Here is a 21,583-nt window from a genome sequence, read left to right as displayed (position 1 = left end):
CAGGGGCTCGAGGCTTGGGGATAGAGGAGGGGACTAGAACTTGTAGCTGAGGCCCACGAGGTAGGTCCGGCCGTAGCGCTGGTAGTCGATCACCTGGCGCTCGTCGTTCTGGTAGGTGGTGAACGGCTCGTCGGTGATGTTGTTGACCTGGAACAGGGCCGAGAGGCCTTCCATCGGGCCGTCGGTGAAGCTGTAGCCCAGCTGGCCGTCGACCACGGTCTCACCCTTGACCATCCGGTAGTTGCGGCCGTTGCCGAAGCCCGACACCTCACCCAGGAACTTGGAGCGATAGCGCTCGCTGATCCGTGCCGAGAAGCCGTTCTTCTCGTAATAGACGGTCAGGTTGGCCACGGTCTTGGACAGGCCCGGGATTTCCTGGGTCGGGTCGCCGGCGTTGGGCTGGATCGAGCTCTTGGTGCTCGAGGCGCTGAACTGGGCGCCGAAGCCGTCCAGGACCGGGTGGACCAGGGCTCCGGGGATCGAGGCCGCGAATTCGACACCCTTGATCGAGCCGCCCTTGCCGTTCTGCGGGGTGGAAACGATGCCCTTGCGGATCGCCGGCTCCGGATTGCCGCCGGTGGGGAAGCCCGTGAAGTCGAAGACCAGGTTCTGGTCGTAAACGTAGCTCTTCAGGTCCTTGTAGAAGGCGGCCAGCGAGACATAGGCCTGACGGCCGAAATACTTCTCATAGGAGACGTCGATCGAGTCGGCGCGCCAGGGCTCCAGCTCGGGGTTGCCGCCGCTGCCGCTCCAGGGCGAGAAGTTGACGTTGGTCGAGCCGGCCTTGGCCGGATCATAGCTGAACGTCTTGGAGGCGCGCATCTGGTCCATCCGCGGACGGGCCAGGGTGCGGGCGACGGCGAAGCGCAGCGACTGCTCGTTGGGCAGGCGGAACTGGATGTTGGCGCTGGGCAGGAAGTCGATATAGCTCTTGCCGCCCGACAGGTTGGCGCGGGTGACGCCGGTTCCGGTGCCGCTGGCGGCCAGGGCCGTCGAGCTCTGGTCGGTGTTGACCAGTTGGAAGCCGAAGTTGCCGGTGACCGGAACGCCGCCGATGGCCGCGTCGATATTGGCCTTCAGATAGCCGACCGTGACCTTTTCCTCGACGTCCCAGCTCTTGACCAGCACGTCGGCGTTGGGGTTGCGAACCAGATCATAGGCGCCCGAATTGATCAGGGCGAACGGGTCGTAGCTGACCATGCCGGCGATGCCGATGAAGGCCAGCGAGGTGGTGCCGACGATGGCGCTGGACGGGATCGCCACGCTGGCGGGCGAACCCTTCACGCGCAGGAAGAACTCGTCATTGACCAGCGCCTTGGAGCGTTCGCTGTAGTTGACGCCGAACTGGATGCTCGAGAGGCCATCGCCCAGGTCGCGCTTGGCGTCCAGGCGCAGGGCCTTCAGTTCGTCCTCGATCTTCGGCCTGTTCAGATAGCCGTCCTGGCCGCCGGAGATGATGTCGCCGCCCCAGCCCTGCGGGCTGGTCAGCTTGATGAGGCTCGGATCGGCATAGTTCAGGGTCGACTTGAAGATCGCCACGCCGTCGCCGTTCATGGCGAAGGTCATGTTGTCGGTGGCGCCGACGCCTGAGCGGCCGGTCCCCGAATAGCTCTCGATGATCGTGTCGGTGCGCTCGACCTTCGACCAGCTGAGGTCGCTCGACAGGGTCCAGGCGTCGCCGACCTTCAGCTTGTTGTTCCAGCCCAGCGACTTGATGGTGCTGTCGCGGTCGTTGCCGTCGTTGCGGACCACGCCCTTGACGCCGTTGAACGTGCCGGCGGTGACGAAGCCGCCCTTGGCCGTGGCGGCCGTCAGCGGAACACCGCCCCAGACCAGAGGCAGCTCGATGCCGCGCTGGATCTGGTGGTTCTTGAACTGCGAATAGAAGACGTCCAGCGACGAGGTGAAGTTGTCGGTGGGGGCGTATTCCAGCACGCCGATGACGCCGTCACGCTTGAGCATGCTCGACTGCACGTAGGGCTTGGCGCCGCCGACCACCAGATTGCCGGCGCTGTCGGTGGGGTAGCCCCAGGCGTTCCAGCGTTCGGCCTGATAGGGCGACTCCATGTGAGCGTAGCCGATGGCGACGCCCAGGGTCTTGTCCATAAACTGGTCGATGTAAGAGACGTTGAAGCGGTTGCCGTGCGCCTTGGTGCCGGCGTTCAGGGCTCCGATGTCGTTCCACTCGTAGCGGGCGCCGACAGCCAGGGCGCGCTTGCCGAAGGCCAGCGGACGCACGGTGCGCAGGTCGGCGGTGCCGGCCAGGCCCTGGCCGATCAGGCCGGCGTCAGGGGTCTTGTAGACCACCACGGCGCTCAGCAGTTCCGACGGATACTGGTCGAACTCGACGCCGCGGTTGTCGCCGGTCGAGACCTGCTCGCGGCCGTTCAGCAGGGCGGTGGTGAAGTCGGGGGCCAAGCCCCGGATCGAGATGACCTGGCCGCGGCCGTCGAGGCGCTGCGCGGTCAGGCCGGGCAGGCGCGCGATCGACTCGGCGATCGACACGTCCGGCAGCTTGCCGATGTCTTCAGCCGAGACGGCTTCGACGATCGAGCTGGAATCCTTCTTGAGGGTGATGGCGCCTTCGATGCCGCGGCGGATGCCGGTGACAACGATTTCCTCGACGACGGCCTTGTCGCTGGCGGCGGCCTGTTGGGCGTTGGCCGTCCCGAAGGCGGCGAAGCTGAGCGCCAGGCTCGTGGCGGCTCCGCTCATTAGAAGCGCACGGTTGCGCTGGTGTCTCGTCATCATGGTCTCACCCTCCCTGCATCGGCTGCCTGCGTTTCTGACGCTGCTGTGGAAGCCGTTGTCGCAAATTACTGCAAATTAACGGACGGTAATCAACTCAAAAAATTGCAGGCCCCTCTGCAGAGCGCCGGTCTATGTGCCCGCTACGGGATTGTGAGGGGGTATTTTCCCTATATGCGCCTTGGTGTTGGGCTGTGTGTGGCGGAGATGTCGCTGTTCTCGCGATTGACAGGTGTGGGGGCGGTCTGCAAATTTATGCAAATTATTGCAGTGAAGCGGTCCGGCTCTCGAGATCGACCACGCGGCAGGGGGAAACGATGTCAGCCTGGGATTCCTGGCGCCGCGCGCTGCTGGCCATGACGGCCGCGAGCGCCCTGACGACGGCGGGCGGGCAAGCCCTCGCCGCGGGTCCGGCCGCGCCCTATCTCCAGCGCAAGCCTCAGGACGAGGTGATCTATTTCGTTCTGCCCGACCGCTTCGCCAATGGCGACAAGGCCAATGATCGCGGCGGCCTGCCGGGCGGTCCGCTGACGACGGGCTTCGATCCGGCGCGGGCGGGCTTCTATCACGGCGGCGACCTCAAGGGCCTGACCGCGCGGCTGGATTACATCCAGGGCCTGGGCGCGACGGCGGTCTGGCTGGCGCCGATCTTCCGCAACAAGGCCGTGCAGGGCGCGCCGGGTCACGAATCCGCCGCGCATCACGGCTACTGGATCACCGACTTCACGGAAGTCGATCCGCACTTCGGCACGCGCGCCGACTTCAAGGCCTTTGTCGACGCGGCGCATGCCCGGGGGATGAAGGTCTATATGGACATCGTCGCCAACCACACCGCCGACGTGATCCGGTATCGCGAGTGCCCGGCCAATGATTGCGCCTATCGCGGCAAGGCCGACTATCCCTATGTCCGGCGCGGCGGCGTGGAGGGCGCGGCGATCAATGACGGTTTCGACGGCAAGGATTTCGGCAAGCTCAAGCGCCCCGACCACGCCTATACGCCCTATGTTCCGGCCGGCGAGGAGGGCGTCAAAAAGCCCGCCTGGCTGAACGACCCGATCTACTACCATAACCGGGGCGACAGCACGTTCGCGGGCGAGAGCTCGCTGCTGGGCGACTTCGCCGGACTGGATGACCTCTTCACCGAGAACCCCCGCGTCGTTCAGGGCTTCATCGAGATCTACGGCCAGTGGATCGACGACTTCGGCATCGACGGCTATCGCATCGACACCGCCCGCCATGTGAACCCCGAGTTCTGGCAGGCCTTCATCCCGGCCATGACGGCGCGGGCCAGGGCCCGGGGTATCGAGAACTTCCACATCTTCGGCGAGGTGTTCGACACCGATGTCGCGGCGCTGGCGCGCCATACCCGCGTGGACCGCTTCCCGGCGGTGCTGGACTTCGCCACCCAGTCGGCGATCACCGATCTGGTCGCGGGCAAGACCGGCACCGACCGCCTGGCGCGGGTGTTCGCCGGCGACGTCCTTTACGAGGGCGGCGCCGAGACGGCGCTGCAGCTGCCGACCTTCCTGGGCAATCACGACATGGGCCGGTTCGGCCACTTCGTGCTGACGGCCAATCCCGGCATTTCCGACGCCGAACTGCTGGATCGCGTCACCCTGGGCCACGCCCTGATGATGTTTTCGCGGGGCGTGCCGACGATCTACTACGGCGACGAGCAGGGCTTCACCGGCGACGGCGGATATGCGGACGCCCGCGAGGACATGTTCGCCAGCGAGGTCGCCGCCTACAACGACAACCGCCTGGTCGGGACCCGGGCCACGACGGCGACCGACAGCTTCCGGACGGACGGGCCGCTCTATCGCCGCATCGCCGACATGGCCAGGATCCGCGCCGCGCATCCGGCCTTGAGGTCTGGCCGGCAGGTCCTGCGGGCCCAGAGCGACAAGCCGGGTCTGCTGGCCTTTTCCCGTCTGACGGACGGAGCCGAGTATCTGGTCGTCTACAATACCGGCGCCACGCCGATCACCGCCAATGTCGAGGTCGAGACGACCTCGCGCGCGTGGCGGTCGGTGCGGGGTGACTGCGCAGGGGCGGCCAGCGCGCCGGGCGGCTATCGGGTCGAGGTCGGCCCGCTGGACTACATGATCTGCGTTTCCGAGGGGCTACAGTGACGGTCAAGGTTCTTTCACGTCCGGCTGTGGAGCCCGCGATGGACGCCGAATGGTGGCGCGGCGCGGTGATCTATCAGGTCTATCCGCGCAGCTTCGCCGACTCCAACGGCGACGGCGTCGGCGACCTGCCGGGCATCACCGCGCGGCTGGAGCACATCGCCTCGCTGGGCGTCGACGCCATCTGGCTGTCGCCGTTCTACAAGTCGCCGATGAAGGACTTCGGCTATGACGTGTCGGACTATCTGGACGTCGATCCGATCTTCGGCACGCTGGCCGACTTCGATCGCCTGATCGAAAAGGCCCACGGCCTGGGCCTGAAGGTGATCATCGACCAGGTGTTTTCGCACACCTCCGACGAGCATCCGTGGTTCGAGGCCAGCCGCCAGGATCGCACCAATCCGTATGCGGACTGGTATGTCTGGGCCGACGCCAAGCCCGACGGCTCGCCGCCCAGCAACTGGCAGTCGGTGTTCGGCGGCCCGGCCTGGACCTGGGACGCGCGGCGCGGCCAATACTACATGCACAACTTCCTGGCCTCGCAGCCGCAGCTGAACGTGCATGCGCCGGCCGTGCAGGACGCCCTGCTGGCCACCGCCCGGTTCTGGATCGATCGCGGGGTCGAGGGCTTCCGCTTCGACGCCATCAACTTCTCGATGCACGACCCGGCCCTGACCGACAATCCGCCCCTGCCGCCCGGCGGCAAGCGCACGCGGCCGTTCGACTTCCAGGACAAGATCCACAACCAGAGCCACCCCGACATCCCGGCGTTCCTGAGCCGTCTGCGGGCCCTGACCGACGCCCATGGCGGCCGCTTCTCGGTGGCCGAGGTCGGCGGCGACCATGCCGACCGCGAGATGAAGCTGTTCACGGCCGGCGAGGACCGCCTCAACAGCGCCTATGGCTTCCTCTATCTGTATGCCGATCGCCTGACCGCCGAGATGGTGCGCGAAGGCGCGGCGATGTGGATGGGCGGCGAGGGCGAGGGCTGGCCGTCCTGGACCTTCTCCAACCACGACGCCCCGCGCGCCGTGTCGCGCTGGGCCGAGGGCCGCGACCGCAAGTCCTTCGCCGAGATGGCGCTGCTGCTGCTGGTGGCCCTGCGGGGCAATGTCTTCGTCTATCAGGGCGAGGAGCTGGGCCTGCCTCAGGCCGACGTGCCGTTCGAGCGCCTGCGGGATCCCGAGGCGATCGCCAACTGGCCTCTGACCCTCGGCCGCGACGGCGCCCGCACGCCGATGCCGTGGGTGTCGGGCGCCGCCAACGCCGGTTTCTCCGAGGTCGAGCCCTGGCTGCCGGTCGACCCGGCGCATCTGCCGCTGGCCGTCGACGCCCAGGAGGCCGATCCGGTCTCGACGCTGAACGTGGCGCGCCGACTGATCAGCCTGCGGCGAACCTATCCCGCCCTGCGCACCGGCGGCGTCAGCTTCGTCGAAACCAATACGCCGCTGCTTATCTTCGAGCGCGGGGAGGGGGCTGACGCGCTGCTCTGCGCCTTCAACCTGGGCCACGAGCCCGTCGCCTGGTCGCTGCCGGACGGCTGGGCCGTGATCGACAGCGTCAACCTGTCTGAGGCTGGCGTCGTGCCGCCCTGCGGCGGGCTGATGGCGCGGAAAGTCTAGGCGCCGGTTGAATGCCCCTCCAAGTCCGCTCTCCCCGGCGACCCGAAGGGCGGCGGAAGCCAACGCCGGGGCCCAGATTCAGCCTGAGCGTCTTGGGATGATGCGCCTTCCGCCTCGGTTCAAATCGACCACGTCTGCGGGTTCGATCTGGGCCCCGGCGTTCGCCGGGGAGAGCGGAGAATTTGCAGACCTACCCCCCGCAGCTCTCGCGAATGATCAGGTCCGTGGGCACCCGCTCCGAGCGGCTGGCTTTTTCACCGCTGGCGTCCAGCAGCTTCGACACCATCAGCCGGCCGGCCTTGGCCGTGTCCTGGGCGATGGTGCTGAGGGCGGGGCTGCTGTAGCGGGCGAACGGCACGTTGTCGAAGCCGACCACCGAGACGTCGCCGGGCACGGAAAGTCCGGCATGTTTCAGGGCGCGAATGGCCCCCAGGGCGATCAGGTCGGAGGCCGCCACCACGCCGTCGAAAGCGACGCCGCGATGGATCAGGGAGTCGATGGCCGCCTCGGCCGATTCCACCTCGAAATGGGCCGGCACGATCAGGTCCGGGTCGATGCTGAGCTTCTGCTGCTCCAGAGCGTCGAGATAGCCGCGATGCCGCTGCATGGCTTCCGGCGCCTCGGTGTCGCCCAGGAAGACGATGCGCTTGCGGCCCAGCCGCGCCAGGTGAAGCGTCGCGCGGCGACCGCCCATCGGGTTGTCGGAGCCCACCGAGCAGTAGTTCTGGTCCGGCAGTTGCGCGCCCCAGACCACGAAGCGCCCTTCGGTTTCGGCCAGGCGGTTGAAGGCCGCGTGCAGCGAGCTTTGCCCCAGGAAGATCACGCCCTCGGCCCGGCTGGTGGTCATGGCCACCGACAGGTCCTCGAAATTGGCCGGGGCGATGTGGCTGACCAGCACGTCGCAGCCGCGTTCGCGCGCCGCCTCGCCGACGCCGGCGAACAGCTCCAGGAAGAACGGGTCGGACAGGCGTCCCTCGCGGCCCTGCGGACGGGGCACGACGATGGCGATCGTCGCCTCGGCGCCGATCGGGCCAGCGGGCATGTAGCGGCGGAACGGATAGTCCATCTCGCGCGCCAGCTTCCAGATCGCCTGCTTGGTGCGCTTGTTGACGGCGGGGCTGTCGTTCAACGCCCGCGAGGCGGTCGCTATCGACACGCCGGCCATCTTGGCCAGGTCTTCCAGCCGGGTAACGCCCTTGCTCATGCGGGGATTCCGTCGACTGCAAATTTTGCCGCAAAAGTTTTCATAGGCCTTTTAAGGCATCGCCGGCCCAGCTTGGCAAGTCCAGGCGCGGTGGTTCGCAACGGAGTATCCCCATGCTGTTTCGCCTAGCCCTGGCGGCGTTCCTGCTGGTCGCCGCGCCCGCCCTGGCGGGCCCGTCGGCGACGATCGCCTCGCCGGAAAAGGTGCTGTCGGTCGAGGTCACCACCGACAATGACGGCCGCCCCAGCTACAGCGTCACGCGCCTGGGCAAGCCGGTGATCGCGCCCTCGCGACTGGGCTTCATCCTGGTGGACGCCCCCAAGCTGGAGCGCAATCTGACGCTGGCCGGCGAAGCGACCCGGACCTTCGACGAGACCTGGGAGCAGCCCTGGGGCGAGCGCCGGTTCGTGCGCAATCACTATAACGAGCTGCGCGTCACCCTGGCCGAGAAGACCGGCCTGCAGCGCCGCTTCGACGTGGTGTTCCGCGTTTATGACGACGGCGTCGGCTTCCGCTACGAGTTCCCGGATCAGGCCAACCTCAAGGAGGTCCGGATCGGCGAGGAGCTGACCGAGTTCACCCTGGCCGAGCCCGCCACCGTCTGGTGGATTCCCGCCTATGAGTGGAACCGCGAGGAGTATCTCTACAACCGCACCCGCGCTGAAGAAGTGGGCGACGCCCAGACGCCGATGACGGTGCGCACCGACAACGGCCTGCACATCGCCTTCCACGAGGCGGCGCTGGTCGACTATTCGGGCATGAACCTGACCCGGGTCGAGGGGCGGCGCTTCAAGGCTAATCTGACGCCGGGCGTCGGCGGTCCCAAGGTGGTGCGCGCCGCGCCGTTCCCGACCCCCTGGCGGACCATGCAGATCGCCGACACCGCCGGCGGTCTGGTCGAGTCCAGCCTCGTGCTGAATTTGAACGAGCCCAACAGGCTGGGTGACGTCTCGTGGATCAAGCCGATGAAATATGTCGGCGTCTGGTGGGAGATGCATCTCGACAAGAAGACCTGGGCCTCCGGCGCCAAGCACGGCGCGACCACGGAAAACGCCATCAAGCACATCGACTTCGCCGCGAAACATCATCTGGGCGGGGTGCTGGTGGAGGGCTGGAACCTGGGCTGGGACGGCGACTGGTTCGGCAACGGTCAGGACTTCGACTTCACCAAGGCCTATCCGGACTTCGACTTGAAGAAGGTCACCGACTATGCGCGGTCAAAGGGCGTGTCGCTGATCGGCCACAACGAGACCTCGGGCAACGCCGCCCACTATGAGACCCAGATGGGCGCGGCCTTCGACCTCTATCATTCGCTGGGCATGTTGGCCGTGAAGACCGGCTATGTCGCCGACGCTGGCCAGGCCAAGGTGCTGGGGACCGACGGCCAGATCCACTATGCTTGGCACGAGGGCCAGGACATGGCGCGTCACCACCTGAAGGTCGTGACCGAGGCCGCCAAGCGCCAGATCGCCATCAATGCTCACGAGCCGATCAAGGACACCGGCCTGCGCCGCACCTATCCCAACTGGATCTCGCGGGAAGGCGCGCGGGGCATGGAGTTCAACGCCTGGGGTCAGCCGGGCAATCCGCCCGAGCACGAGACCAACCTGGTCTTCACCCGCATGCTGGCCGGCCCCATGGACTTCACGCCCGGTATCTTCGGCATGAAGACCAGGTCGCCCGACGGCGTGGCCACCACCTGGGCCAAGCAGCTTGCGCTGTATGTCACGCTCTACAGCCCCATCCAGATGGCCGCCGATCTTCTGGAAAACTACGAGGCCAATCTGGGGCCGTTCAAGTTCATCGAGGACGTGCCGACCGACTGGGCGGAGTCCCGCGTGCTGAACGGCGAGATCGGCGACTTCGTGACCATCGTGCGCAAGGATCGCAAGAGCGATGACTGGTATCTGGGCGCGATCAGCGACGAGGAGGGCCGGGTGCTGACCGCGCCGCTGGGCTTCCTGGAGCCGGGTCGTCACTACAAGGCCCAGATCTATCGCGACGGCGACAAGGCCGACTGGAAGACCGCGCCGCAGGACATCGTCATCGAGGAACGCGAGGTCACCAGCGCCGACGTTCTGACCCTGCGTCTGGCCCCCGGCGGCGGCCAGGCCATCCGCTTCGTCGCGGCCAGCAAGGGCAAGCCGCGCCAATAGGCCCATGCCGCCGCTTTTGACGAGGGTCGGAAGCGGTGGCTCTGCAAAGTTATGCAAATATATGTAAAATCTAGGAGCGCTCGGGCGGGTTTGGCCGAGTTGTCAGAGCTGGTTGGCCTCGTGCGGGGTGTGAGGCCCCATCGTATGGGCTCTGAAATCCTTCGAAATACGGGAAATCGAGATTGCACGGTGTTGACTCCCGTGCGCAAATACGCGCCGCGAGATGCAATGAAAAAACTTGCGCATTGTCGGGCCAACCGATGGGCGATCGGGGGAAGCGGATGACCAAGGCCCGGCTGAATCTCTTCCAGATCTGGAACATGTGCTTTGGGTTCTTCGGGATCCAGATCGGCTTTGGCCTGCAGAACGCCAATGTCAGCCGCATCTTCCAGACCCTGGGCGCCGATGTGAACGATCTGGCGATCCTGTGGATCGCCGCGCCGGCCACCGGCCTGCTGATCCAGCCGATCATCGGCCATTTCAGCGACAAGACCTGGGGCCGCCTGGGCCGTCGCCGGCCCTATTTCTTCTGGGGCGCGATCCTGACCAGCGCCGCCCTGCTGGTCATGCCCAATGCGCCGGTCCTGTGGATCGCGGCGGCGACGCTGTGGGTGATGGACGCCTCGATCAACATCACCATGGAGCCGTTCCGCGCCTTCGTCGGCGACCAGCTTCCCGAAGAGCAGCGCACCACCGGCTATGCGATGCAGAGCTTCTTCATCGGCACGGGCGCCGTGCTGGCCTCGGCCCTGCCATGGATGCTGACCAACTGGTTCAACGTCGCCAACACCGCCGCGCCCGGCCACGTGCCCGACGCGGTGCGGATCGCCTTCTACACCGGCGGCGCGGGCCTGCTGCTGGCCGTGATGTGGACCGTGTTCACCACCCGCGAATACAGCCCCGAGCAGGTCGAGGCGTTCGAGGCGCAGCGTCTGGCCGCCCTGCCGGTCGAGGACCGCGTCGCCGCGCCGCTGGCCGACCGTCCTGTCCGCGCGCTCCTGACCGGCGGCGTGGTCTGGGCCGTGGCCGGCGCGATCGGCGTGGCCCTGATCCTGGCCCTGAAGCTGGAGAAGGAGCTCTACGTCCTGGCCGCCCTGGTCGCCGGTTTCGGCCTCTGCCAGCTCGTCGCCGCCGGCTTCAAGCGCAAGGGCGGGGCCCAGAACGGCTTTCTCGAGGTGGTCGAGGACCTTTTCGCCATGCCCGCCACCATGAAGCAGTTGGCGGTGGTGCAGTTCTTCTCGTGGTTTGGCCTGTTCGCCATGTGGATCTACACTACGGCGGCGGTGACGGCGTTCCACTATCACGCCAGCGACCCGACCTCGGCGGCCTACAACGCCGGCGCCGACTGGGTGGGCGTGCTGTTCGCGGCCTATAACGGCGTCGCGGCGATCGCGGCCCTGATCATCCCGTTCCTGGCCCGCGCCACCAGCCGCAAGACCAGCCACGCGATCAACCTCGTGCTGGGCGGGCTGGGTCTGCTGTCGATCCCCTTCATCAAGGACCCCAGCCTGCTGTGGATCTCGATGATCGGCGTCGGCTTTGCCTGGAGCTCGATCCTGTCGGCCCCGTATTCGATCCTGGCCGGAGCCCTGCCGGCCCGGAAGATGGGCGTCTATATGGGCATCTTCAATTTCTTCATCGTCATCCCGCAGCTGCTGGCCGCCACCGTGCTGGGCCTGCTGCTGAAGACCTTCTTCGGCGGCCAGGCGATCTACGCCCTGGTGCTGGGGGCGGGCGCGTTCTTCATCGCCGCCATCTCGGTCTTCGCCGTCACCGATCCCGATGAAGTCCCCAAGACCCTGCCGGCGCCCGCGCGCGCCTGATCCTTTCCTCCCTTCAAGAGGCTGTTCCCCCATGCGTATGATCAAGACCCTCGCCCTGGCCACGGCCGCCGTCTCCGCCCTGACGGGCGCTGCCGCCGCCCAGACCGCGCCCGGCGCTCCCGGCGCCCCCTCGACCTGGGCCTATGCCGCCAAGACCGGCGTCGGCGCGTCGTACGAGGCCTATGTCGACGGCGCCTACAAGGACGGTGGTCGCACGGGGACGGTGTCTAAGGTGTGGTTCTCGGTCGCCGACGGCGTGCTGACCGAGACGATGTACGGCCTGATCCACGAGGCCCAGATCAAGCAACTGCGTTTCGCGGTCCAGACCTCGACCGGCCTGGCCGTCGAGGGCCCCGACACGATCGCGAAGACCGAATATCTGCACGTCGACGCGGCGGGCCGTCCGCTGTCGCCGGCCTACCGGATCACCACGACTGACAAGCAGGGCCGCTTCGTCGTCGAGAAGTCGATCTTTACCGATCCCGACCGCCAGAGCCTGTTTATGCGCGTGACGGTCAAGGCGCTGAAGGGACCGGTGACGCCCTATCTGCTGCTCGAGCCGCACATGGCCAACACCGGCGCCAATGACGCGGGCGCGGCAAGCAAGGCCGCCCTGACCGCCAACGAGGCCGGTGTGTTCCTGAGCCTGAAGGGCTCCACGCCCTTCGCCGCCGCCAGCGCGGGCTTCATCGGCGCGTCGGACGGCCTGACCGACCTGAAGGCCGACGGTAAGCTGGACCATCTCTACGCCTCCACCGGCAAGGATCGCGGCGTGATCATGCTGACGGGCCAGCTGCCCGCCACCAGCGGCGAGGTCACGGTCGACTACGCCATCGGTTTTGGCCCCACCGCCGCCGCCAGCGCCGCCGCGGCCGATGGCTCGCTGAAGACCGGCTATGCCGAGGTGCTGGCCCGCTACAACGGCGAGGGCGCGCGCGTCGGCTGGGAAGACTACCTCGCTTCGCTGAGCGAGCTGCCGCGCTTGCGTGAAGCGGCGATGGACGGCGGCAAGCTGGTCCAGGCCAGCGCCCTGATGCTGAAGGTGCAGGAGGACCGCACCCACGCCGGCGCCCTGATCGCCTCGCTGTCCAACCCCTGGGGCGACACGGTCGACGCCACCAAGTCCTCGACGGGCTACAAGGCCGTGTGGCCGCGCGACTTCTACCAGTGCGCCATGGCCCTGGCGGCGCTGGGCGACATCCAGACCCCGCTGGCCGCCTTCCGCTATCTGCCGACGGTGCAGGTGGGGCCGAAGACCAAGGGCAATACCGGCGTCGGTGGCTGGTTCCAGCAGAAGTCGCGGGTGGACGGCGCGCCCGAATGGGTCGGCGTCCAGCTGGACCAGACGGCCATGCCGATCATGCTGGGCTGGAAGCTGTGGAAGCAGGGCTGGCTGTCGGACGCCGACCTCAAGACCTACTACGCCCGCATGATCAAGCCGGCGGCCGACTTCCTGGTGATCGGCGGCAAGGTCGGGCTGGACTGGAACCACGAGACCATCAAGCCGCCCTTCACCCAGCAGGAACGCTGGGAAGAGCAGGGCGGCTATTCGCCCTCGACCACGGCGGCGGTGATCGCCGGGCTGGTCGTGGCCGGCGACATCGCCCAGGCCTCGGGCGACGCGGCCTCGGCCGCCCGCTATCGCAAGACCGCCGACGACTATTCGGCTCTGGTCGACAGCCGCATGGTCACGACCAAGGGCTCGCTGGGCGACGGCCATTATTTCCTGCGCCTCAACAGCGACCAGGACCCCGACAACAAGAGCCCCGTTGAGGCGCGCAACGGCCAGCAGCCGGTGGCCGAGGACAAGATGCTGGACGGCGGCTTCCTGGAGTTGGTGCGCTATGGCGTCCGGCGGGCCGACGACCCTGCTGTCGTGGCCTCCCTGCCGGAGCTGGACGACGAGTCGATGGAGGACCTCTACCGCGTCCGCTACGGCTTCACCTTCCCGGGCGTGGAGGGATCCTTCCCCGGCTGGCGCCGCTATGGCGTCGACGGCTATGGCGAGGACGTGGCGTCCGGCGCCAACTATGGCGCGGGCGGCCAGATGGCGCCGGGCCAGCGCGGCCGGGTGTGGCCGATCTTCACCGGCGAGCGCGGCCACTACGAACTGGCCCGCATCACCCTGAACGGCAAGCCCGCGCCCGGCGCGCTGGAGCCGATCCGGCAGACCTATGTGAAGGCGATGGAGCTGTTCGCCAATGACGGCCTGCTGATCCCTGAACAGGTCTGGGACGGCGTCGGCGCGGCCAGTCCCCCCGGCTACACGCGCGGGGAGGGCACGGATTCGGCCACGCCCCTGGCTTGGTCGCATGCCGAATACATCAAGCTCCTGCGCTCGGTCGCCGACGGCGTGGTCTGGGACAGCTACCAGCCGGTGAAGGCGCGCTACGGGCGATAAGCGCGCCGGGTCCCGCCAAAACGTCGCACCCGAACGTGGTTAATGAGGGATTCACGATTCGGAGGCGATGACTGGCAAGCCTGATCGTCCCGGAGCTCACCCCGCCCATGTCCGCGTTCCGTCGCATGACGATCGCCTGGAAATTGATCCTGGTCGCCGGCCTGGCGATCGGCCTGCTGCTGATCGGCGCCGCCCTGGCGGTGTCGTCCCATACCAGCACCATCGTTTCAGGCCTGACCAACCAGTACGCGGGCGCGGTGGCCGACGAGGCGATCGAGCAGGTGCGCGTCGACATCACTTCCGCCGCCGCCGCGGCGGGCGCCATGCGCGGTTCGATCGCCGCGGCGCATGAGGCCGGACTGGTCGACCGCGACAAGTTCATGGCCATCGTCAAGCCGAACGCCCTGGCCACCGACAGCGTCATGGGCGCCTGGTTCATGGCCGAGCCCAACGCTCTGGACGGCAAGGACGCCGAGTTCGTCGCCAACACGACCCTGGCCTCCAACAAGGACGGCCGCTTCTCGGTCTACTGGGTCAACCAGAACGGCTCCCCGGCCCTTGAGGCCGAGTCCGACGGCTCCGACTTCGCCGAAAACTACTACACGGGCGTGGCGAAATCGGCGAAGCCCACGCTCACCGAGCCCTATTTCGAGACCATCGCCGGCGGACAGGTCGCCATGTCGTCCGTCGCCCTGCCGGTGATCTCGGGCGGCAAGCTGATCGGCGTCGCCGGTCTGGACATGTCGCTGACCAATCTTTCCAAGGCGCTGGGCGCCCTGCACCCGCTGGGCGGCGGCAGCGTGATGCTGGTGTCGGCCGGCGGACAGTGGGTCGCCCACCCCGACGCCGCCCTCTACATGAAGCCCTATGCCGACCCTGGCGCCGAAGCGGTCAAGGCCGTGCTGGCCGGGGGCGAGGCGGTCGAGATCAAGGGCGTGGTCGCGGGCGACGTGCCGATGATCCGCATCGTTCGCCCCATCGCCATGCCGGCCCTCAACACCACCTGGGCGCTGGTGATGGACGTGCCGGTCGCGGCCATCACCGGCCCGGCCGACAAGATGGCCAGGATCCTGTTCGCCGGCGGCGTGCTGATCACCCTGGCCGTCCTCGCCGCCCTGTTCTTCGCCAGCGCGACCCTGGTGCGCGCGCCCCTGGCGGGCCTGACCCGCTCGGTCGATGGCCTGAGCGCGGGCCGCTACGACCAGCCGATCCCGGGTGTCGGCGGCGGCGACGAGATCGGCTCGATCGCCCGCGCCCTGGACGGCTTCCGCCACGACCTGGCCGACGGCCAGCGCCGCCGCGCCGAACAGGAAGCCGAGCAGGCCCGGGCCGAGCTCGAGCGCCAGCGCCACGAGACCGAGGCTCAGGCCTTCGCCGAGGCCCAGGCCGACGCGGTCGCCGCCCTGGGCGAGGGCATGGAGAAGCTGGCCGACGGCGACCTGATCTGGCGCATGAGCGAGGACGACTTCGCGGCCGACGCCCGCAAGATGCCGCGTGACTTCAACGCCGCCGTGGAGAGCCTGCAGGCGACCATGGCCGGCATTCTCAACGCCGCCCGCAGCATCCGCAACGGCTGCGCCGAGATCAGCAACGCCTCCGACGACCTGGCCCAGCGCACCGAGCGGCAGGCCGCCAGCCTGGAGCAGACCGCCGCCGCGCTGGACCAGATCACCGCGACCGTCAAACGCAGCGCCGAGGGCGCCGACCGGGCCCGTCAGGTCACGCAAAGCGCCCGGACCAACGCCGAACGCAGCGGCGTGGTGGTCAAGGAGGCCGTCGAGGCCATGGGCGGCATCGAGAAGTCGTCGCAGTCGATCACCAACATCATCGGCGTCATCGACGAGATCGCCTTCCAGACCAATCTTCTGGCCCTGAACGCCGGCGTCGAGGCGGCCCGGGCCGGCGACGCGGGCCGGGGCTTCGCCGTGGTGGCGCAGGAGGTGCGGGCCCTGGCCCAGCGCTCCGCCGACGCCGCCAAGGAGATCAAGGCCCTGATCCGCACCTCGACCGAGCAGGTCGGTCGGGGCGTCAAGCTGGTCGGCGAGACCGGCCAGACCCTGGAGCAGATCCTGGGGCAGGTGGTCGAGATCAACGACCTGGTCGGCGAGATCGCCGCCTCGTCCCGGGAGCAGGCTCTGGGCCTGGCCGAGGTCAATCAGGCGGTCAACCAGATGGACCAGGTCACCCAGCAGAACGCGGCCATGGTCGAGCAGTCCACCGCCGCCAGCCACGCCCTGTCGACCGAGGCGGCCGAGCTGGAGCGCCTGGTCAGCCGCTTCCAGGTCGGGGCGGAGGTTCACGAACTGCGCCCACGGGCCCCCGCGCGCCCGGCGGCGCGACCCACCACGGCCCCCACCCGCGAGAGCTTCCGCCAGCGCTACGTCCAGGGCGCCAACGCCCTGAAGGTCGCGCCGGCGTCACGTCCGGGGGACTGGGAGGAGTTCTAGCGGTACGGTGCAGGCGCCGGAGTGGTGGTCTGCCCGCTCGCAAGCGGTCATGAGGGAGACGCCGCTAGATCCTCCCCCTAGCGGGGGAGGTGTCGGCGAAGCCGACGGAGGGGGAAGTGCTGCTGAGTCATTGCGGTCTTCCCCCGCCGGCCTGACGGCCGCCTCCCCCTTCAGGGGGAGGACCGATCGCGCTCCATCCTCGGCGTTCAGCGAATCGAACGTAGCGAAATCAATCGCTTCCAACTTTCTCGCCCTTCTGTATCCCCCGCTCCCAAAACGGGTGGATACTTCTCCTTGTCCCCGTCGCGGGGGGAGGGCGCTTGGTACCGGCCCAAAGCGGCGACGGGTGATGAAGCTGAGCGGGGCCGCGCGGTCTCGCGTCGGGGACGAGGGTGGTCTGTTCGTTGGATTGATCCGGGACCACCGGAAGCCTGGGCGCGGAACGGCGTGGATCACAGGGCGGGGATCAGAGTCCGCCTATCGCACATCGTCGGCGTCGAGACGGATTAGCCGATCGACAAGATGCGCGCCCGTCCGGGGGTTAATTGGGAATCAGAGCTGAAACTCACGCTCGTGTGCCCCAATCCTCACGGTCAAGAACAGCTTCGCGAAGCGGACAGGTCGAGCCGAAACGCACAAAACACATCACGGTCATCCGGGTTCGTCCCGGCCGCTTCGCGCCTCCCCATCTAACTCAGCGGCTTTTCGTCTGAGACCGCGAACGCATGTCCGCGACGGGCCCTCGCAATCACCCCCGAACGCGCTATATCCCGGCCATGGCTGAAGCTTTCAACGACAAGACCCTCGCCGCCGACAAGGCAGCCCGCTACGCCGAGGTGGCCGACGAGATCGCCTCGGTGCTGGACGGCGAACCCAACCTGACGGCGCGCATGGCGACCGTGGCCTCGATGCTGGCGAGCAGCTTCGACCACTACTTCTGGACCGGCTTCTATGTCGTTGATCCGGCGAAGGAACGCGAGCTGGTGGTCGGGCCCTACCAGGGCTCGCTGGGCTGTCTGCGCATCGCCTTTGGCCGGGGCGTGTGCGGCGCGGCGGCACAGACGGGGCAGACCCAGCTGGTCGACGACGTCCACGCCTTCCCCGGCCACATCGCCTGCGACGGCCGTTCGCAGAGCGAGATCGTCGTGCCGGTGTTCGACAGCGCCGGAACGCTGTTGGCGGTGTTCGATGTCGATTCCGACCAGCCCGCCGCCTTCGACGCGATTGACCAGCAGGGCCTGGAGCGGATCCTGAAGGCCACGTTCGCCTAACGACCTCGCCGCCGCCGTCATCGCCGATCCCCATCCTGGGTTTAGCGGCGGGGAACTGGCCTCGGGGTTGCAGCCCGGCTTCCATCATTCCCTAACCGCTTTGGACTAGGACAGGTGGCTATGCTGGACGTCGAGACCCTCCACCCGAGCCTTGTCACGCCCGCCGACGCGGCGCTCTGGCGCGCCATGGCCCGCGCGGAGCCGGCGTTTCAGAGCCCCCTGCTGGGCCCTGATTTCGCGCAAGCCGTTGGTTTGGTTCGGGAAGATGCACGGGTTTCGATCATCCGGCGCAACGGGGAAACCCTGGGCTTCCTGCCGCATCATCGCCGTCCCGGCCGCCTGGCGCGGGCCATCGGCTCGCCGCTTTCGGACTATCACGCCATCGTCTCGCGTCCCGATCCGGGATTTCGCGCCGAGGACGTGCTGCGCGCCGCCGACCTTGGCGTGTTTCGATACACCGGCCTGGTTGACCCGTTCGGCGTGTTCGGCGGCGTCGGCGAGGCCAAGCCGGCCTTCGTGATCGCCTTTGACGGCCCGGCCGACGACTATCTGGAGGCTGTCCGCGCCGCCAGCCCCAAGAAGATCAAGAACTACCGCCGCCTGGACCACAAGCTGGGTCGCGAAGTGGGCGAGGTGCGCCTGGTCGCGGCCGACACCTCCCGCGCGGCCTTCGATCAACTGCTGACCTGGAAGCGCGAGCAACTGCAGCGCACCGGCCTGCACGACTTCCTGCGGCCCGACTGGACGCGGGACCTGCTGAGCAACCTGTTCGAGCGCCAGTCGGGCGACTTCCAGGGGCTGATGATCAACCTCTATGCCGGCGATCAGCTGGTGGCCGGCCATTTCGGCGTGCGGGCCGGGGGCGTCTATCACCCCTGGATCGCCTCGACCAACCCGGTGTTCGGGGCCTGGTCGCCGGGGCAGATCTTCTTCCTGCGGGCCATCGCGGCCATGCCGGAGCTGGGCCTGAACCACTATGACCTTGCTCCCGACCACGACCACTACAAGCGGACCTATGCCCGCACCCAGACCACGGCCCTGAGCGGCGCGGCCACGGCGGTCAGCGTCGCCGGCCTGATGGCCAGCTCGGTCGAGGGGGCCTGGAACCTGGCCGGCGCCAACGGCACGGGCGTCGTCGCCCGTCTGCGCCGCCGGATGGACGTCATCAACAGCGTCGAACTGACGGTCGGCGGGCAGGTGCGGGGGCTGGTTCACGCCGTCGCCAGCCAGTCGCGCCGTCGCGGCGATGTGGGAGCCCGCGAGGAAGCGTGATGGCCCGCGTCACGGTCATGATCCCGACCCAGAGACGGCTCGGCGGCCTGGCCGTCGCAGTGCGGTCGGTGCTGACCCAGACGCACGTCGACTTCGGCGATCTCGAGATCTTGGTCGTCGACAACGATCAGGTCGACTCGGCCCGGTCCACGGTCGAAGGCCTGGCGGTCGGCGCGGCTTGCCCCGTCCACTATGTGCATGAGCCGCGCGCCGGGGTCGCCAACGCCCGCAACGCCGGCATGACCCGGGCGTCGGGCGATTTCATCGCCTTTCTGGACGACGACGAAGAGGCCCCCGCCGGCTGGCTCGCGGCGCTGCTGGCGGCCCAGGCGCGCTATGCCGCAGACGTCGTGTTCGGCCCGGTCAGGGCTCGGGCGCCCGACAGCGTGGCCCTGCATCGCGACTATCTGGAACGCTTCTTCTCGCGCCTCGGACCGGCCGAGGCCGGGGTGATCGACCATTATTACGGCTGCGGCGACAGCCTGCTGCGCCGCGCGGCCTTGCCCGATCCGGTCTCGCCCTTCGCGGCCGAGCGCAACCTGATCGGCGGCGAGGACGATATGCTTTTCGGCCAGATGCGGGCGGCGGGCGCGACCTTCGCCTGGGAGCCTGCCGCCTGGGTCTGGGAAGATCCCGTGCCCGACCGCCTGACCCTGGACTACACGCTGGCCCGAGCCTTCGCTTACGGCCAGGGGCCCTCGGCCCACTGCGCGGCCGCTAGTCCGCCCGACCGGCTGGGCGTGGCCCGCTGGATGGCCATCGGCGTCGGCCAAGCCGTCGTGTTCGGCGCGGTGGCCGGGCTCAAGTGGCTGACGCGATCGAAAGACCGGGCCGACTGGCTCGACAGGGCCGCGCGCGGCCTGGGCAAGACCTTCTGGTGGGGCCCCTTCAAGATCCAATTCTACGGGAGGACCGCATGAGCGTGATCACCGACTGGACGCCGGAAAAGGCCAAGGCTTTCGGCAATGAGAACCTGGCCTTTCAGCATCGCCTGCACGAGCGGCCGATGTTCGACGACGAGGGCCTGGCGCGGCTGCTCGACCAGTATCCCCGCGACCAGCTGGGCGTCTTCACCATGGGCGAGGACCCCAAGGCCTGGACGACCTGGCGCCGGGGCGCGGCCAGCGGCCTCTCGGGCGATCAGTTGCTGGACGCCGCCAAGAGCGGCCGCATCTGGCTGAACCTGCGCCACACCAACGACCACGTGCCGGAATACGCCGCCCTGGGCGACGAGATCTTCGCCGAAAAGGAGGCGCATGTTCCGGGCCTGCGCACCTTCAAGCGCGACCTGGGCATGCTGATCAGTTCGGCCAACGCCCAGGTCTTCTATCATCTGGACGTGCCGCTGGTGTCGCTGTGGCAGCTGAGGGGCCAGAAGAGGGTCTGGGTCTATCCAGTGGCCGACCCCTATGTCGGCGAGCTGGACCTCGAAAAGATCGTGCTGCGGGAGACCGCCGAGCAGTTCGCCTTCGATCCCGAATGGGACAGGGGCGCGGCGGTCTATGACCTGACGCCGGGCAAGATGGTCACCTGGAAGCAGAACGCCCCGCACCGGATCGAGAACGGCCCGATGCTGAACGTCTCGCTGTCGATCGAATACATGACCCCGGCGGCGCTGATGCGGGCCAACGTCATCTATGCCAACGGGGTGCTGCGCCGTCGGCTGGGCGCCCGGCCGCGCATCCAGAGCGGCTTTGGCCCGGCGGCGCTGGGCAAGCTGGCCGTGGCGCGCGGGGCCAAGGCGTTGAACCTGCAGACGCCGCATGTGCGCCATCTGCCGGTGACCTTCGGCCTCGACGCCCGACAGCCCGGTGTTCTGGTTGAGCACGCCTGAGGGCGCTTGCGCTCAAGTCCGCCGCCGAAAGTCTGAGCAGTTGGCGCCGAGACTCCATTCCCGGGCGGCAGCGAAGGTCGCGTCGCGCCCGGGCCCTGCATGGCCTTGCCCCGGGCCGAACTTTGCCCCACTGCTAGCCCTATGAGTCAGGCGGTTACGATTGAACTGGGCGAGGGGGGTCTTCACGACGCCCGCGCCCTGCGAGACGCTTTCGGGTGTTTCACCACGGGCGTCACGGTGGTGACCACCGTCGGCGCGGACGGCCGCAAGGTGGGCCTGACCGCGAACTCCTTCACCTCGGTGTCGCTGGATCCGCCGCTGGCCCTGATCTGCGTGGACCTGAAGTCCAGCAGCCTGCCGTCGCTGGACGCCGCCGGCGTCTTCGCCGTCAATGTGCTGCACGCCGAGCATCAGGACCTGGCCCGCAACTTCGTGCGCAAGGACGTCGATCGGTTCGCCGGGATCGAGACCGAGACCTGGCGCACCGGTGTGCCGATCCTTCCGGGCTGCATGGCCAATTTCGAGTGCGAGACCCATCACGTCTTCGACGCCGGCGATCACCGGGTCTATGTCGGCCGGGTGGTGAAACTGCGCTACGATCCGGATCACGAACCGCTGGTCTATCTGCAGGGCCGGTTCCGTCGGGTGCACGTGGACGCGGAATAAGCCGACAGGA

General features: G+C 67.9%; 13 protein-coding genes. 11 read left to right on the top strand and 2 right to left on the bottom strand.

Translation table 11 applies throughout. From position 1 onward, the window contains the following. Positions 1 to 33 precede the first annotated feature (33 nt). Positions 34 to 2,715, bottom strand: a complete 2,682-nt coding sequence (locus ACQY9P_RS21090) for a TonB-dependent receptor (RefSeq protein ID WP_421737302.1) — start codon at positions 2,713 to 2,715, stop codon at positions 34 to 36. Between the two features lie 350 nt (positions 2,716 to 3,065). Here ACQY9P_RS21090 and ACQY9P_RS21085 point away from each other — a divergent pair, with 350 nt between their 5' ends. Both ACQY9P_RS21085 and ACQY9P_RS21080 read left to right on the top strand, forming a co-directional pair. Then, positions 3,066 to 4,880: an alpha-amylase family glycosyl hydrolase gene (locus ACQY9P_RS21085; protein WP_421737303.1), complete on the top strand. Its 1,815-nt coding sequence runs from the start codon at positions 3,066 to 3,068 to the stop codon at positions 4,878 to 4,880. Further along, complete coding sequence (locus ACQY9P_RS21080) at positions 4,856 to 6,499, top strand: alpha-amylase family glycosyl hydrolase (protein WP_421738281.1); 1,644 nt, start codon at positions 4,856 to 4,858, stop codon at positions 6,497 to 6,499. Before ACQY9P_RS21085 ends, ACQY9P_RS21080 begins: the two co-directional genes overlap by 25 nt. A 190-nt stretch (positions 6,500 to 6,689) precedes the next feature. On the opposite strand, the gene ACQY9P_RS21075 is transcribed toward ACQY9P_RS21080, so the two are convergent. Beyond that, the gene (locus ACQY9P_RS21075) at positions 6,690 to 7,703 is read right to left on the bottom strand and encodes a LacI family DNA-binding transcriptional regulator (protein ID WP_421737304.1); all 1,014 of its coding nucleotides are present in this window, start codon (positions 7,701 to 7,703) and stop codon (positions 6,690 to 6,692) included. A gap of 113 nt (positions 7,704 to 7,816) precedes the next feature. On the opposite strand from ACQY9P_RS21075, the gene ACQY9P_RS21070 reads away from it, so the two are divergent. The 9 genes from ACQY9P_RS21070 to ACQY9P_RS21030 all read left to right on the top strand — a co-directional run bounded on the left by ACQY9P_RS21070 (position 7,817) and on the right by ACQY9P_RS21030 (position 21,573). Beyond that, a complete protein-coding gene (locus tag ACQY9P_RS21070; protein ID WP_421737305.1) occupies positions 7,817 to 9,859 on the top strand; it encodes a glycoside hydrolase family 97 protein in 2,043 nt (680 codons plus the stop codon). 281 nt (positions 9,860 to 10,140) lie between these two features. After that, a complete protein-coding gene (locus ACQY9P_RS21065; RefSeq protein WP_421737306.1) occupies positions 10,141 to 11,682 on the top strand; it encodes an MFS transporter in 1,542 nt (513 codons plus the stop codon). Positions 11,683 to 11,713: 31 nt separating this feature from the next. After that, entirely contained in the window at positions 11,714 to 14,083 is a 2,370-nt protein-coding gene (locus tag ACQY9P_RS21060) for a glucan 1,4-alpha-glucosidase (RefSeq protein ID WP_421737307.1), read from the top strand. 107 nt (positions 14,084 to 14,190) lie between these two features. Further along, positions 14,191 to 16,530 carry a methyl-accepting chemotaxis protein gene (locus ACQY9P_RS21055; protein ID WP_421737308.1) on the top strand — a complete coding sequence of 780 codons (2,340 nt, stop codon included), beginning with the start codon at positions 14,191 to 14,193 and terminating at the stop codon, positions 16,528 to 16,530. Positions 16,531 to 17,306: 776 nt separating this feature from the next. Then, positions 17,307 to 17,801: a GAF domain-containing protein gene (locus tag ACQY9P_RS21050; protein WP_421737309.1), complete on the top strand. Its 495-nt coding sequence runs from the start codon at positions 17,307 to 17,309 to the stop codon at positions 17,799 to 17,801. A gap of 120 nt (positions 17,802 to 17,921) precedes the next feature. Then, positions 17,922 to 19,073, top strand: coding sequence for a GNAT family N-acetyltransferase (locus ACQY9P_RS21045; protein WP_421738282.1), 1,152 nt, complete (start codon positions 17,922 to 17,924; stop codon positions 19,071 to 19,073). After that, on the top strand, positions 19,073 to 19,993 hold the full coding sequence (locus ACQY9P_RS21040; protein WP_421737310.1) for a glycosyltransferase family 2 protein: 921 nt from the start codon (positions 19,073 to 19,075) through the stop codon (positions 19,991 to 19,993). Before ACQY9P_RS21045 ends, ACQY9P_RS21040 begins: the two co-directional genes overlap by 1 nt. Further along, positions 19,990 to 20,907 (top strand): hypothetical protein, encoded by a 918-nt coding sequence (locus ACQY9P_RS21035; RefSeq protein WP_421737311.1) that lies wholly within the window; start codon positions 19,990 to 19,992, stop codon positions 20,905 to 20,907. Before ACQY9P_RS21040 ends, ACQY9P_RS21035 begins: the two co-directional genes overlap by 4 nt. 141 nt (positions 20,908 to 21,048) lie before the next feature. After that, positions 21,049 to 21,573, top strand: a complete 525-nt coding sequence (locus ACQY9P_RS21030; protein ID WP_421737312.1) for a flavin reductase family protein — start codon at positions 21,049 to 21,051, stop codon at positions 21,571 to 21,573. The last annotated feature ends 10 nt before the right edge of the window (positions 21,574 to 21,583 follow it).

The sequence above is a fragment of the Caulobacter sp. genome (assembly GCF_965279145.1).
GTDB lineage: Bacteria > Pseudomonadota > Alphaproteobacteria > Caulobacterales > Caulobacteraceae > Caulobacter.
The sequence above is the reverse complement of the archived record's forward strand: the minus strand, read 5'-3'. Positions and strand labels throughout refer to the sequence as shown.